Origin of the sequence: Chitinophaga sp. MM2321 (genome assembly GCF_964033635.1) — a bacterium.
Classification (GTDB): Bacteria; Bacteroidota; Bacteroidia; order Chitinophagales; family Chitinophagaceae; genus Chitinophaga.
In genome coordinates, this window is record NZ_OZ035533.1 from 890,569 (window position 1) to 904,886 (window position 14,318).

Sequence of the window (14,318 nt, forward strand, 5' to 3'; positions counted from 1 at the left end):
CAAAACACCCATCCTGTTAATCCTTAGTATCCTTTAATCCTGGTCCCCTGGTCTTTCTCTCCCTTCATTATCAAAATGCTGTGATAGTTGCCACTCCGTATAGCCTACCATGTACATGGTACCGGCTACTACGGCGCCTATGGTAATATACATGAACCAGTCTGTTTGCCGGTCGAAGATCAGTGCGCAGGCCACACCAGTGAGGATCAGGATCAAACCTACGCGACGCGACATATAGGCTGCCTCCTGATTGGCAGCATGCCACATTTCTGGGTTGCGGGTAGAAAGGAAACTACGGTAACCGTACCAGGACTTAGTGCTTTTAGGTGGAAAACGACGGATGAAATAACCCATAAAAAAGAACAGTAATCCTGCAAAAATTGCCGCATTGCAATACGTTGTATGCACGAATTTGAGGAACATGGCAGCCTTCTTTGGTTAGTATAAGTTACGCAAATATTTACGAATTTTTTGATTTACGAATTTAGGGATTTGAAATGCAGCGGAGATATAAGAGGTCTCCGCTGCATTTCAAATCCCTAAATTCGTAAATCAAAAAATTCGTAAATACTTAATTCTTGCTGCTGTCTGCTGCCGGCGCTGCTTTTTTCTTGAATAGCCCGTTGAGCGTATTCTTCACGGATTCCCCGGCTTGTTTGCCTACATTTTCAAGTGGCTTTCCCGTGGTCTGGGAAGTGGAATCTTTTTTACCGCTGAGCTGATTTTTTAATTCATCTTTTACGGAGTTGATGGCGTTGTTCTTGATTTGATTGACGCTATCACGTACCGTATTTTTTACGGTGTCTATTTTGTTTTTTACCAGTTCGGTGGCTTGTGCTTTCAGGCTGTTGGCACTTTCCCGGAGATCGGTTTTCAGGGAAGGTTTCAGCATATTGCCGGCCATCAGCACCTGGAGGTGAACGCTGTCGCCCAGGTTGACAGGGATCCCTTTATTCTGTGCCTGGGACACCAGGTTGTTGACGAGGTTGTTGCCCGCAGAACCCATAAGACTACGTGGCAGCGCGAGTTGCAGGGTGTAGTCCAGCGACTGGTCAAAGCCGTGGGAACCGGCAATATCCATGCGTACGCCATTCACCGTTATTTTAAACGGATTCACTTTTACGCGGCCGTTTTCAAAGGCGAAATAGTTTTTGATATCGCGCAGCGAAAGGTCTTTCAGCTGGGATATATTCAGCGTGCTGGCCAGCTGGTCTACCGGCGCAAACTGTTTCAGGAAGCCTTCTATCAGCAGCAGGTTGCCATCGCCGGTGAGGGTGCTGAGGTCGGGGCTCATATCTTTTCCCAGTTTACCGTGCATCTTCAGCTGGGAAGTGATTTTACCGGACAGGAATTTACCTATCGGCATCAGTTTCTGTACGGTGTTGAAAGTGTTGAAAGTTTCCTGTACATCCAGGTTTTGAACGTTATAAGCTACGTCGATATCCGGGTTTGTTTTGCTGTTTTTAGTGCTGTAGCTACCGTTGATTTCCATGGTACCTTGCAGGGCGTTGGCTTTCAGCTGTTGCATGGTAACCGTTTCATCTTTTACGAGCAGGTTGCCGGTAACGTTACGGAGGTCCGCTTTATCATATTGTACTTTGCCGACAGTTGCCTGTAAGCCCAGGTTCAGATTAGCCGGTACCGCAAAAGGCGCTGTGGCGGCGGTATCTGCCTTACCGCTGGCGGCGGCTGGTGCAGGTTCGGTGCCCATCCATTTGTTGAGGTTGATCTCATCTGCCTTGAAGTTCATTTTACCATCCAGGGGCGCGTTTTTAAACGTATAGGCGAGCAGGTTATTTACTTCGCCGTTGGCTTCAAAGTTGGTGCCCATGTATTGACCGTTCAATTCCTTTACGGTTACATTTTTTGGATTGAACTGTAGCAAGAGATTATTCACTTTTACACCATCGGGATAGTCCTTGCTTTTATACAGCATATTGCTCAGTTGCAGGGTACCGGCAGCATAGAAGCGGTCGTACTGCTGCTTTTCTATGGCGCTCATGTTGCCTTTGGCGGAAATGTCTGCATCCAGCAGGCCGGAGAGGGTAGTGCCTCCTTCGAGCTTCACAAATTCGGTGATCTTTGAGAGATCCAGTTTGCCTTTGGCCGCACCATCGAGGTACATATCAGAAACGGGTGTTTTCACGAGCAGACGGAGATCCAGCGGGGTGTTATCCATTTCCAGGTGGCCGGTGGGCATATCCACGATGGTATGATCAGGTACACCATCGGGGTTGCTGATCTTCATGGCTATCTGGATATTTTTTACCGGTTTTGGCAGGTCAGGATACTGGAAGAAACCATCTTTTACAGACAGGTTCAGACCAAAGGCCGGCATCTGTACAGGCGAGTAGTTGCCTTTTACATACCCGTTGAAAGCAGCGGTACCACTGGTTTTTATTTTGTTGAAATCTGTTTTGTAGATGGCCGGTACGAGCGACAGCAGATCTTTAAAATTGGTAGAAGGTGCATTAAAGCTCATATCCATACCATAGGTAGAATCGTTTACCAGTTTGAAAAGACCTTGCAGGCCCAGTTCCAGGTTGTTGAGAGATGCTTTGCCATCTTTCAGCGTATAGGTACTGGTGTTGTTATCTATCTGAATAGCGGCATCCAGTTTGGTTTTTACGCTGGAGAGATACGGGATCAGTCCATAGCGGAAAGTGATGCCATCGGCGGTGGTGTTGGTTTCCAGGGTGAACTGATCCTGTGTAAAATCACCTTTGCCCTGATGCGTCAAACCCTCCACGATCATTTGCATATTACCTTCCTGGTCATCATAATTGATGTAGGCATCTTCAATCTTATATTGCTGTAAGCTTAATGCAAACTGGCTGCTGCTGGTATCTGCCGCATTGGCCTGCGCCGTATCCGGTTTCATGATGTCCCAGTTGGCACTACCGTTTTTATGAACAATGGCGTGTATGCGTGGCTGTGAGAGGGTAATGTTATAGATGTCCATTTTATCTCCCTTTATTACACTCATGAGATTGAGGGCAATATCTATCTGCCTGACGGCCAGGAGGGTGTCGCCCTCAAAATCGCCGGTACCGGTGATCTCCAGGTTTTCCAAGCCAACAGCCAGGCGGGGGAAATGCCGGAACAAACTGATATCCACATCTTTAAAATCCACTTTGGCCGTCAGTTGCTTATTCAGTTCTGTCTTTACCGTGGCCATAATTTTGTCTTTAAAAAAATATGGGATGGCTATAGCTGCCAATACTAAGACCACGATTGTGATCGCCACAATTTTCAGGATCTTTTTGAGCATAGGTTTTTCTTTATTTGATTATTTGCGTGAAGATAATAATATTTTAGGCAAAGGACTTCGTAGTAAAACTATGGATAACAGGGAGATAATCGTTCCACGACGCTGTTCCTTGGCGCCTTTGCATGAAATATGCTGTATTTTTGCTGTATTCAGGAAAACACACACTATATGACACCAGAAAGAAGCGAGCGGCTGATATCCGTACTGAATAAACGGCAGGCAAATTTAACAGTAGTACTGGAAGACGTACAGGATCCGCACAATATTTCCGCTGTTATGCGTACCTGCGATGCAGTAGGTATCCAGGATATTTATGTGATCACCACCAAGGCGCCCCGGCATAAGAAATGGGGACACCGTAGCAGCAGTACGGCGGAGCGGTGGCTTACCACCCATCAATTTGATGATGCTGCGGCCTGCATGGCAGCATTGCGTGAAAGATATGACAAGATATTAACCACACATCTGGCTGATGATGCAAAGAGCCTTTATGATATTGATTTCACAGGCTCGGTAGCCCTGGTTTTCGGCAATGAACAAAATGGCGTGAGCGATGGTGTAAGAGCATTGGCAGATGGTAATTTTATTATTCCGCAGATGGGGATTATCAAATCGCTCAATATTTCTGTTGCTTGTGCCGTGAGCATTTATGAAGCCTTACGGCAGAAAATGCAGGCAGGACATTATGAGCAGACAGGACTACCGGAAAAGCGATACAAAGAGCTTTTAACGGATTGGGGATTTAAGGAAGATGATTTATAGGAACGACATAAAAAAATCCCTGGCCTTTCAACCAGGGATTCGCATTTATACTTAGATAACCCTTTTTTATGCGCTGCAGGTAACACAACCTTCTTCCATGGTACATACAGCCCCTTCAGGAATATCTTCCAGGGAAACATCACCGCCAGCAGCTTTAACAACCGGCTGGATCTGCTGACCACCTTGTTTTTCTACGGTAAACTGTACCGCCTGTGTAGCAGCCTGTGTACGCAGATAATACATACCTGTTTTCAAACCTTTCTTCCAGGCATAGAAGTGCATGGAGGTGAGCTTGGCGTTGGTAGGTGTGTCAACGAAGAGGTTCAGTGATTGAGACTGACAGATGAACGCACCGCGGTCTGCTGCCATATCAATCAGGTTACGTTGTTTGATTTCCCATACCGTTTTGTAGAGTTCTTTGATGCTGGATGGTATTTCAGGAATACTCTGAATGGAACCATTGGATGAAATGATTTTAGTTTTCATTTCATTATCCCAGAGGCCCAGTTCCACGAGGTCTTTCAGCAGGTGTTTGTTTACCACTACAAACTCACCACTCAGTACACGGCGTGTGTAGATGTTGGAAGTGTAAGGTTCAAAACACTCGTTGTTGCCGAGAATCTGTGAAGTAGACGCTGTAGGCATAGGCGCCAGCAGCAGGGAGTTGCGGATACCATCTTTTTTGATGGCAGCTTTCAGTGATTTCCAGTCCCAGCGTTCGGAAGGTTTCACATCCCACATATCAAACTGGAGGATTCCTTTGGAAGCCGGTGAGCCTGGGAATGTTTCGTAGTAGCCTTCTTTTTTGGCGAGGTCGTTGGAAGCGGTTAAACCGGCGAAGTAGATGGTTTCAAATATTTCGCTGTTCAGTTTCTTGGCTTCATCACTTTCAAAAGGATAACGCATAAGGATAAACGCATCTGCGAGACCCTGTACACCCAGGCCGATAGGGCGGTGGCGCAGGTTACTGCGTTCTGCCTCTTCTACCGGGTAGTAGTTATGATCGATGATCTTGTTCAGGTTTAAAGTAGCCTGATAGGTTACTTCGTATAATTTCTGATGATCAAATTGTCCTTCTGTTACAAAGCGGGGCAGTGCCAGGGAAGCAAGGTTACATACCGCTACTTCATTGGCATCGGTATATTCGATGATCTCTGTGCAGAGGTTGGAACTCTTGATGGTGCCCAGGTTTTGCTGGTTGGATTTGCGGTTGGCCGCATCTTTATACAACAGGTAAGGAGTGCCGGTTTCAATCTGTGCATCCAGGATGGCGAACCAGAGTTCCTGTGCTTTGATTGTTTTACGTGCGCGGCCTTCCTGTTCATATTTTTCAAACAGTTGTTCAAATTCATTACCCCAGCATTCGTGCAAACCGGGTGCTTCGTGTGGGCAGAACAATGACCAGTTGCCATTGGCTTCTACACGTTTCATAAACAGGTCGGGCATCCAGAGGGCGTAGAACAGATCACGTGCGCGCATCTCTTCTTTACCGTGGTTTTTACGCAGGTCCAGGAATTCGAAAATGTCGGCATGCCATGGTTCCAGGTAGATAGCGAAAGCGCCTTTACGCTTGCCACCACCCTGATCCACATAGCGTGCAGTATCGTTGAATACGCGCAGCATAGGAATGATACCATTGGAAGTACCATTGGTGCCACTGATGTAGGAACCCGTAGCACGGATGTTATGAATGCTGAGGCCAATACCGCCGGCGCTTTGTGAAATCTTGGCGGTTTGTTTCAGGGTATCGTAGATGCCTTCGATGCTGTCTCCCTGCATGGTGAGCAGGAAGCAGGAGGACATCTGCGGTTTGGGAGTGCCTGCATTGAACAGGGTAGGCGTGGCATGTGTAAACCACCGCTCACTCATCAGGTTATATGTTTTGATGGCAGATTCTATATCTGTTTTGTGGATGCCTACAGATACACGCATAAACATGTGCTGTGGACGTTCTACCACTTTGCCTTCTGTTTTCAGCAGGTAAGAGCGTTCCAGTGTTTTGAAACCGAAGTAGTCAAAAGCAAAGTCACGGTCGTAGATGATATTGGAATCCAGTGTGTCAGCATTGGTGCTGATAATGTCCCAAACTTCATCAGACAGCAGTGCTGCTGATTTACCGGTTTTAGGATCTATATATTCATACAGTTTCTTCATCGTTTTGGAAAACGACTTTTCTGTATTTTTATGCAGGTTACTTACTGCTATGCGGGAGGCCAGCAGGGCATAATCGGGGTGTTTGGTAGTCAGAGAGGCAGCTGTTTCAGCAGCCAGGTTATCCAGTTCCGAAGTAGTAACACCATCGTATAAACCCTGGATTACTTTTTTTGCTACATCTATTGCATCTACGTATTCAGTATTGAAACCATAACACAGTTTTTCAATACGTGCAGTGATCTTATCGAATTTCACTGCTTCTTTTCTTCCATCTCTCTTGATTACGAACATGGGTTTGCGAATTTAAGAGGGTTAAATATTTAAAAGTCTTCTTCCAGGCTGAATGTCTGCGAGTCTTTGCTGCCGCCCATTACGCCTGATTTTTGGTAATCGCCCACACGTTTTTCAAAGAAATTGGTCTTGCCCTGCAATGAAATCATTTCCATGAAATCGAAAGGATTAGACACGTTGAATATTTTTGTATATCCCAGTTCACCTATCCATCTGTCGGCTACAAACTCGATGTATTGTGCCATCAGGCGGCTGTTCATACCGATGAGATCTACCGGTAAGGCTTCTGTGATAAATTCTTTTTCAAATGCTACGGCGTCGCGGATGATCTGGTGTACCTGTTCTTCGCTCAGTTTTGTTGCCAGCATGCTGTAAAGCAGGCAGGCAAATTCACAATGCAGCCCTTCATCACGGCTGATCAGTTCATTGGAGAAAGTAAGTCCTGGCATCAGGCCTCTTTTCTTTAACCAGAAGATAGAGCAGAAGCTGCCACTGAAGAAAATGCCTTCTACTGCTGCAAAGGCTACAAGGCGCTCTGCAAAGGAGCCATTCTCGATCCAACGCAATGCCCAGTCAGCTTTCTTTCTTACTGCCGGTACCGTGTCGATGGCGTGAAACAGACGATCTTTTTCAACTGCATCTTTTACATAGGTATCGATCAGTAATGCGTATGTTTCAGAGTGGATATTTTCCATCATGATCTGGAAACCGTAAAAACAACGGGCTTCCGGGATCTGTACCTCGCTCATAAAGTTTACCGCCAGGTTCTCATTTACGATACCATCGCTGGCTGCAAAAAATGCAAGTACATGTGATATAAAATGGCGCTCGCCATCATTCAGGTTGGCCCAGTCTTTCAGGTCACTGCTTAAATCTATCTCCTCTGCTGTCCAGAAACTTGCTTCGTGCTTCTTGTATTGCTCCCAAACTTTTGGATATTTGATCGGCAATAACACAAAACGATCCTTGTTCTCTTTTAAAAGAATTTCATTCTCGTTACTCATATAAATATTTTTATCGGTCTGTCGAAGGTTTTTTGGTTTTTCGATCTGGGGTCAGCATGCTGCATAAAAAATCACATTTACTATCATCCCTTGTATCTCAGCATCTACAATATCCTAAAATCCATACGTCCAGGATTACAAATGTAAGCAACCGGATATGGCATCTGCTTAATAGTTTTCAACAGGTGTGGAAAAACAATATAAACATTGTGTAAATGCAGTGGTGTAGCATGTTTCACGCGTTTACGGTGACGGGTATATGTAATATGTTTTCTATGTGAAAAAAATCCGGCACGCCCTGCTAATATATACACACATTTTTTACTGAATAGGCTAACCGTATGAACATCAGTATAAAAAAAGACACTACCAAATTTTTGTTAAATTGATGCCCCATATTGTACATATATGCATTAATTCTTCATATTTACAGTCTTAACCTTTTACGTATGCCCGAACCGGTTATTGCCCTTCATGCTGTTAAAAAAAGTTACCAGGACGTGTCCGTGCTGGATATTGCCCGCCTGGAACTACCTGCAGGCGTCTATTGGCTGCAAGGTGAAAATGGCGCCGGCAAAACCACCTGCATGAAGGTGATGGCGGGTTTGATTCCTTTCAAAGGAGAAATCCTGTTACAGGGCGGTGTAAGCAGCCAGGCCAATCCCGTACAGTTCCGCCGCCTGATCAACTACGCCGAAGCAGAACCGCTTTATCCCGCTTTCCTCACCGGCCGCGATTTGCTGGATCTATACCTCAACACAAAAGGAGGGGACCGCGAACGAATCCTGGGGATCAGCGAAAGACTGGGGGTGAACATATTTGTGAATAACCCTGTCAGCAGCTACTCCAGCGGTATGCTCAAAAAATTATCACTGCTGCTGGCATTTACCGGCAACCCCGCTGTCATACTACTGGATGAACCACTGATCACCATCGATACCCGCACCCTGGCCATCATGTATGACCTGATCCGCAGCTACAGCGCCAGCGGCGTCACTTTTTTTATCACCTCACATCAGCCGCTGGATCCAAACGAATTAACGGTAACGGGTACACTACAGGTGGCTCATAAAAACATTACGCTCAATTAATATGCGTTCGACCATCGACATCCTTCATAAAATATTTACCCGGCAATTCTATGTACAGAATACCGGTTTTTTTCTTGTACTCTTTTACCTGCTGTTTGGCGTAGTCAATGGTGGCAATCTCTTGGCCTATCACAAATCCCTGATGCTCGGATTCCTGGGCAATTACGGCTTCCTGTTGCTGGTGCTGTCACTATGGACACTATACCTGCTCAAATGCACGGGCTTTATCTTAAAAGTGTTGCAAAAACAAGGCTATGAATTTCTGTATCCCACCATGGGAAGCATGGAGAAGGCCGATCGCCTGAAAACCTGGGTAACACTGCATACCGCCATATTTATGCCTGTCATGATCTATGCAGGCATTGCCGGTGTAGTAGCTTTCATTTGCCAGTACTACATACAAGGAATTATTATCGTTCTCTTTGTTATAGCCATGTGCATATGGCCGTTGGCGTTATACGAAAGAAAGATCGCACAACCGGATGTGCTATTCTTTACAGGAAAGCTGCAACGCTGGATGAACCGGCATTTCACAAAGCCGCCGGTCCTGTTTTTTTTATACGAACTGCTGACGCAGTTTCCAAGACGCATCTTCAGTACGAAACTATCTTCCGCAGGCGTATTATGGCTCACTTTTTTTCTGATGAGACAAGGAGATTATTTTGATCTGCGCGGTCTGCAACTGGGCGTCATGGTGAGTGTACTGGTGCACTTGCAGCTCATGACACACCACCGCGCATTTGATGATACGTTCCTCAACTTCATGGAAAACCTGCCCATCTCCACTTTTACACATTATACCCGCCTTATCGGTATATATGTATTATTATTTTTACCGGAGATGATTATGATTACTGTTAACGTATATACGAAAACCTCCCTGCCGGGATTAATCACCGTATTTTGTACGGCCTTGTCATTAATGGTATTCTTCCGTAGCCTGTTATATTTTCCGAAGATGGATCCTGAAATCCATGTACGTTATGTATTAATCACTTCCTTCGTGGTATTGTTCATGATCCTCGGCAGATACGAATGGCCGGCTATCTTATTGTTGCAGACAGCATCGGCCATTATCTTCTTTAAAAAATACCGCAGGTACGAACCCTTTATTGAGCAGGACTAAATCTTTTAAATTCTTTTTTCTTTGTTGACGAACTTCCTATGGATGACTTCCTGTACCGGTATCATTTCTATCTTGCTTTCCAGCCAGGAAATAATATCGAGATAGAGGAATGACCTGCGTTCGTAGGGGTCCTGCGAAATCTGTACCAGCCGGTCTTTCAGGTCAACGAAGGCATTGCGCAGGGCTTTGGGATTTGCATAGATGTACTTGCGCAAAAATTTCATGATCTCTTCCATGACGAGACCGAGATCTTTATGCTTGGAGATAAAGTGATACACTGATTTTATCAGGTATTCTACCAGGCTGTAATTCTCCAGTTCGTAATGTGCAATCAGGTGCAGGATGCGTGCAAAGCACTGGATATCTGCCCGCAGGTTACCGATTTTTAAGTTTATAATCTTATTGAGATAGATGATCGCTTTATTATTATCTCCGCTACCAAAATACAGACACGCAATTTTATAGTAGAATACCAATACCCGGTGCTGATCTATCTTCAGGGTGTGGTTATTGATTTCTGTTTCCAGTTCCGGTACCATGGCCAGCCCCTGGCTAAAGGTGCCTTCGAGGAAGTACCGGTTTATTTTGGCGGTGTATAAATAGACGAATGCAGAAGTGCGGGTGTTTTCATGAAAATTCTCCTGGTTAGCCAGTATAAAGGCTTCCAGTTCACATAAGGCCGTTTTGAATTTTTCAAAGTTGGAAGTATAGAAATGCGCGGTCAGCAGGTTGTGCTGGGCTTTAATATACAGGTCCATATCTGTTTGTTGCAGCGAAGGGTATTGTTTGAAAAGGTCTACCCATTTCTGTGTATACCGGTAGTACATCACAAAGTCCTGGAGAATGTAGTAGTACCAGGAGGATGCCTGGAACAGGTATACTTTCTCGTAGAAGCTCATGTCTGTCTGCGGGCGTTGTGGCAGCTGGCTTTCAAAAAATGATTTCACCATTTCTCCGTCTCGTTCGTTGCGGGCGTGTCCCAGCTTGAGATACAGGCCGTACATGCGCAGCGAGAGGGTAGAGAGGCGGCTGATGTTGGTCAGTTGTTGCTCTATCTGCCGTGATTCCGCGCTGAGGGCTTCCGCACGGTTCTCCAGGCTGCGGGTGATGTGCCTGGATTCAATCAGTTTCTCAAATTCCACAATTTCGTAGCCCAGCATCACTTCTTCCTGTTCCAATGCCATCACTTTGGCCTTACCCAGGATCTTCAGACTCTGGTTGTACAAACCTTTATTATACAGTACCCGCGCATGGTCCAGCTGTTCGCGCAGGTCTATGAGCGGATCTTTCTGTTTGTACAGTTGCCGGAGGCTGGATAGCAGGTGTTTGTACAAATGCGCCTTTACGTTGGAAAGCTGTTGCTTTTTTATAGCCGTTACTTTCTTCAGAATCAGTTCTTCATCATAATCTTTCATTTTGTCCAGCGTATTGAAAAGCTGGATAAAAAGGACGTCCTCTTTTGTGTTGTTTTTGTTGAACGCCAGCTGAAAATTGCGCTTTTCGGCTTTTGTTAGTGTTTTTATTAATATGAATAAGGCATCACTATGGCTGTTGGGCATCGTTAATAAAGTCTTATAAATAATTGATAAACAAGATGTTGATGTGTATCAAGGTGTTTTAAAGGTTGTAATTAAAGCAAATTTAGCGATATGTCAATTAATTTTTGACCGTTAGCTTTGAAGATATAAACATTTAAAAGGAAGGATTTAGGATGGGAAAAACGTTATTTGATAAGATCTGGGACAGCCACATTGTGATGAGCAGGCCGGAACATCCGGATGCCGTATACATCAATACGCATTTTATTCATGAGGTAACCAGTCCCCAGGCATTCGACGGTTTGCGCAAACGCGGCATTCCGGTATTTCGTCCGCAGAAAACGCGGGCTACAGCCGACCATAATGTACCTACTATTAATCAGCACCTGCCAATAAAAGAATCACTCAGCCGCCTCCAGGTGGAAATGCTTACAAAAAATACATCGGAGTTTGGCGTGGAACTGTATGGCCTGGGTCATCCGTTTCAGGGTATTGTACACGTTATCGGCCCTGAACTGGGGATCACCCTGCCGGGCATGACGATTGTGTGTGGCGACAGCCATACCAGCACACACGGTGCTTTTGGCGCCGTCGCTTTTGGTATCGGTACTTCCGAGGTGGAACAGGTACTGGCTACCCAATGCATCCTGCAATACAAGCCAAAACGCATGAAGATCGAGGTGAATGGCACCCTGAACAACGGCGTACTGTCTAAAGATATCATTCTATATATTATCTCTAAAATATCCGCTTCCGGTGCTACCGGTTATTTCGTGGAATATGCCGGTGATGCTATCCGCAACCTCAGCATGGAAGCACGTATGACCATCTGCAACATGAGCATAGAAATGGGCGCACGTGGTGGCCTTATTGCGCCGGATGACACTACCTTTGATTATATTAAAGGCCGTGAGTTTGCCCCGAAAGGCGCCGACTGGGATCAGGCACTGGCCTACTGGCATACGCTCCACACCGATGACGATGCACAATTTGATAAGGTGCTTACTTTCGATGCCGCTGATATTGAACCACAGATCACTTATGGCACCAATCCCGGTATGGGCATGGGTATTACAGAACATATCCCCGCACTGGAACAGCTGGATGAAAAGGAAAGACCTTCTTTCAAAAAATCGCTCGACTATATGGAGCTGCAACCCGGCAGCGGTTTGCTGGGCAAAAAAGTGGATTATGTATTCATCGGCAGCTGTACCAACTCCCGTATCGAAGACCTGCGCCTTGTGGCCGACTTCGTGAAAGGCAGACAGAAAGCCGATGATGTGGTGGTATGGATTGTACCGGGATCAAAACAGGTGGAAGCGCAGGCAATAGCAGAAGGGATCGATAAAGTCTTTACTGCTGCAGGTTTCCAGCTGCGTGAACCAGGTTGCTCTGCCTGCCTGGCGATGAATGAAGACAAAATACCCGCAGGTATGTATTGTATCTCTACCTCTAATCGTAACTTTGAAGGTCGTCAGGGCCCCAATGCCCGCACCTTCCTTGCCAGTCCGCTCACTGCGGCGGCAGCGGCGATTACAGGCAGGGTTACAGACGTAAGGGAGCTGCTGATGGTGGGCGCATAGCCTTCCAACAACTAAAGCTTACCTGCAAAAAATCAACAGTTATGGACAAGTGGAATGCTGACTTATATAAAGAGAAACATGCTTTCGTATTCGAATATGGCAACAGCCTGATCGATGACTGGCTGCAACCCGGCCCTGGCGAAACTATCCTGGATCTGGGCTGTGGTACCGGCGAACTCACGGCGCAACTGGCAGCAACAGGTGCACAGGTGACCGGCATAGATGCTTCGGAAGCGATGATCATCAGTGCACGCGCCCACTTCCCGCAGGTATCTTTTGAAGTGGGGGATGCTACCAGCTTTTCATTGCCGCTGCAGTTTGATGCGATCTTTTCCAACGCTGCCCTTCACTGGGTACGTGAAAAAGAAAAAGCGATTGCAAGGATGTATGCACAGTTGAAAAAAGGCGGCAGACTGGTAATAGAAATGGGAGGCAAAGGTAATGTGGACAGCATTCTCACCACATTGGAGCGGGTGATGCAGGAAAAAGGATATACCTATGAACCGTTCTGGTATTTCCCTTCTCCCGGCGAATACACTACCCTGCTGGAGCATGCCGGATTTAAAATAGACCGCGTTCATTTCTTTGACCGGCCCACGAAACTGGTAGACCCGGAAACAGGGATCAGCGACTGGTTGCAGATGTTTGGTCATCATTTTTTTGCCGGCGTTCCGGAAAAAGACAGCCAGGCTATCCTGCAACAGGTGCAGCAAGAGCTGGCACCAGCCGCAACAAAGGATGGCAGCCTGTATGCGGATTATGTCCGTTTACGGGTATCAGCCGTCAAAATTTAAATAGTGGTCATAAATAACCATATTAACAGTAAAAAAACAAAAATCCTTCGTCACCCCCTCCTTTGGAGGGGGCCGGGGGGAGGCCAGATATGAGTAAAATATTTCAACATCTCGTTTCATCTGCGGTACCAGTACCCATCGAAAATATTGATACCGATCAGATCATTCCTGCGCGCTTCCTGAAAGCAACAACCAGGGACGGTTTCGGCGAAAATCTTTTCCGCGACTGGCGCTTTGACAGCGATAACCAACCAAAAGCCGACTTTGCACTCAACAACCCGGTGTACAGTGGCCAGATCCTGGTAGGTGGTAAGAACTTCGGCTGTGGCTCCTCCCGTGAGCATGCCGCCTGGGCTATTGCCGACTATGGATTTAAAGTGGTGGTGAGTAGTTTTTTTGCAGATATCTTCAAAAATAATTCTCTCAATAACTTTATCCTACCGGTACAGGTAAGCGAAGGTTTTCTTGATAAAATTTTTAAAGCAATAGCAGCAGATCCTGCTGCGCAGATAGAAGTAAGCCTGGAAAACCAGTTCATTAAAATAGTAGCTACCGGTGAACAGGAAAGCTTTGACATCAACGCATACAAAAAAACATGCCTGCTCAACGGGTACGATGATATCGACTATCTGCTGAGCCTCCGCAAGGAAATTGAAAACTACGAAACTAAAAGCGCATTTAATTTTTAAGCTAAAAGCTACCAC

Annotated in this window: 11 protein-coding genes; 6 read left to right on the forward strand and 5 right to left on the reverse strand. The window is 46.0% G+C overall.

The window, feature by feature from the left end; genetic code table 11:
* Nucleotides 1-33: 33 nt before the first annotated feature.
* Nucleotides 34-423, reverse strand: a complete 390-nt coding sequence (locus ABQ275_RS03320; protein ID WP_349316847.1) for an SdpI family protein — start codon at nucleotides 421-423, stop codon at nucleotides 34-36.
* 148 nt (nucleotides 424-571) lie between these two features.
* Nucleotides 572-3,271: an AsmA-like C-terminal region-containing protein gene (locus ABQ275_RS03325; protein WP_349316848.1), complete on the reverse strand. Its 2,700-nt coding sequence runs from the start codon at nucleotides 3,269-3,271 to the stop codon at nucleotides 572-574.
* 168 nt (nucleotides 3,272-3,439) lie between these two features.
* Between ABQ275_RS03325 and ABQ275_RS03330 the strand changes: the two genes are divergently transcribed.
* Nucleotides 3,440-4,033 (forward strand): RNA methyltransferase, encoded by a 594-nt coding sequence (locus ABQ275_RS03330; RefSeq protein ID WP_349316849.1) that lies wholly within the window; start codon nucleotides 3,440-3,442, stop codon nucleotides 4,031-4,033.
* Nucleotides 4,034-4,099: 66 nt separating this feature from the next.
* Here ABQ275_RS03330 and ABQ275_RS03335 read toward each other — a convergent pair whose 3' ends face one another.
* Both ABQ275_RS03335 and ABQ275_RS03340 read right to left on the reverse strand, forming a co-directional pair.
* Complete coding sequence (locus ABQ275_RS03335) at nucleotides 4,100-6,478, reverse strand: ribonucleoside-diphosphate reductase subunit alpha (RefSeq protein WP_349316850.1); 2,379 nt, start codon at nucleotides 6,476-6,478, stop codon at nucleotides 4,100-4,102.
* Between the two features lie 29 nt (nucleotides 6,479-6,507).
* A complete protein-coding gene (locus tag ABQ275_RS03340; protein WP_349316851.1) occupies nucleotides 6,508-7,482 on the reverse strand; it encodes a ribonucleoside-diphosphate reductase small subunit in 975 nt (324 codons plus the stop codon).
* Nucleotides 7,483-7,931: 449 nt separating this feature from the next.
* Between ABQ275_RS03340 and ABQ275_RS03345 the strand changes: the two genes are divergently transcribed.
* Together ABQ275_RS03345 and ABQ275_RS03350 are read left to right on the forward strand one after the other, a co-directional pair.
* Nucleotides 7,932-8,573: an ABC transporter ATP-binding protein gene (locus tag ABQ275_RS03345; RefSeq protein WP_349316852.1), complete on the forward strand. Its 642-nt coding sequence runs from the start codon at nucleotides 7,932-7,934 to the stop codon at nucleotides 8,571-8,573.
* Between the two features lies 1 nt (nucleotide 8,574).
* Complete coding sequence (locus ABQ275_RS03350; RefSeq protein WP_349316853.1) at nucleotides 8,575-9,699, forward strand: hypothetical protein; 1,125 nt, start codon at nucleotides 8,575-8,577, stop codon at nucleotides 9,697-9,699.
* Nucleotides 9,700-9,704: 5 nt separating this feature from the next.
* Here the strand turns inward: ABQ275_RS03350 and ABQ275_RS03355 are convergent, their stop codons facing one another.
* The gene (locus tag ABQ275_RS03355; protein ID WP_349316854.1) at nucleotides 9,705-11,258 is read right to left on the reverse strand and encodes a hypothetical protein; all 1,554 of its coding nucleotides are present in this window, start codon (nucleotides 11,256-11,258) and stop codon (nucleotides 9,705-9,707) included.
* Nucleotides 11,259-11,410: 152 nt separating this feature from the next.
* Here ABQ275_RS03355 and leuC point away from each other — a divergent pair, with 152 nt between their 5' ends.
* The 3 genes from leuC (at nucleotide 11,411) to leuD (ending at nucleotide 14,303) form a co-directional block, all read left to right on the forward strand.
* Nucleotides 11,411-12,820, forward strand: coding sequence for a 3-isopropylmalate dehydratase large subunit (leuC, locus tag ABQ275_RS03360; RefSeq protein ID WP_349316855.1), 1,410 nt, complete (start codon nucleotides 11,411-11,413; stop codon nucleotides 12,818-12,820).
* 41 nt (nucleotides 12,821-12,861) lie between these two features.
* A complete protein-coding gene (locus ABQ275_RS03365) occupies nucleotides 12,862-13,614 on the forward strand; it encodes a methyltransferase domain-containing protein (protein ID WP_349316856.1) in 753 nt (250 codons plus the stop codon).
* A gap of 89 nt (nucleotides 13,615-13,703) precedes the next feature.
* The gene (leuD, locus tag ABQ275_RS03370) at nucleotides 13,704-14,303 is read left to right on the forward strand and encodes a 3-isopropylmalate dehydratase small subunit (RefSeq protein WP_349316857.1); all 600 of its coding nucleotides are present in this window, start codon (nucleotides 13,704-13,706) and stop codon (nucleotides 14,301-14,303) included.
* Nucleotides 14,304-14,318 lie beyond the last annotated feature (15 nt).

What these genes read in the sequence shown, in the direction of transcription:
- ABQ275_RS03320 (WP_349316847.1), bottom strand. Translation starts at nt 423, where the DNA reads ATGTTCCTCAAATTCGTGCATACAACGTATTGCAATGCGGCAATTTTT.
- ABQ275_RS03325 (WP_349316848.1), bottom strand. Translation starts at nt 3,271, where the DNA reads ATGCTCAAAAAGATCCTGAAAATTGTGGCGATCACAATCGTGGTCTTA.
- ABQ275_RS03330 (WP_349316849.1), top strand. Translation starts at nt 3,440, where the DNA reads ATGACACCAGAAAGAAGCGAGCGGCTGATATCCGTACTGAATAAACGG.
- ABQ275_RS03335 (WP_349316850.1), bottom strand. Translation starts at nt 6,478, where the DNA reads ATGTTCGTAATCAAGAGAGATGGAAGAAAAGAAGCAGTGAAATTCGAT.
- ABQ275_RS03340 (WP_349316851.1), bottom strand. Translation starts at nt 7,482, where the DNA reads ATGAGTAACGAGAATGAAATTCTTTTAAAAGAGAACAAGGATCGTTTT.
- ABQ275_RS03345 (WP_349316852.1), top strand. Translation starts at nt 7,932, where the DNA reads ATGCCCGAACCGGTTATTGCCCTTCATGCTGTTAAAAAAAGTTACCAG.
- ABQ275_RS03350 (WP_349316853.1), top strand. Translation starts at nt 8,575, where the DNA reads ATGCGTTCGACCATCGACATCCTTCATAAAATATTTACCCGGCAATTC.
- ABQ275_RS03355 (WP_349316854.1), bottom strand. Translation starts at nt 11,258, where the DNA reads ATGCCCAACAGCCATAGTGATGCCTTATTCATATTAATAAAAACACTA.
- leuC (WP_349316855.1), top strand. Translation starts at nt 11,411, where the DNA reads ATGGGAAAAACGTTATTTGATAAGATCTGGGACAGCCACATTGTGATG.
- ABQ275_RS03365 (WP_349316856.1), top strand. Translation starts at nt 12,862, where the DNA reads ATGGACAAGTGGAATGCTGACTTATATAAAGAGAAACATGCTTTCGTA.
- leuD (WP_349316857.1), top strand. Translation starts at nt 13,704, where the DNA reads ATGAGTAAAATATTTCAACATCTCGTTTCATCTGCGGTACCAGTACCC.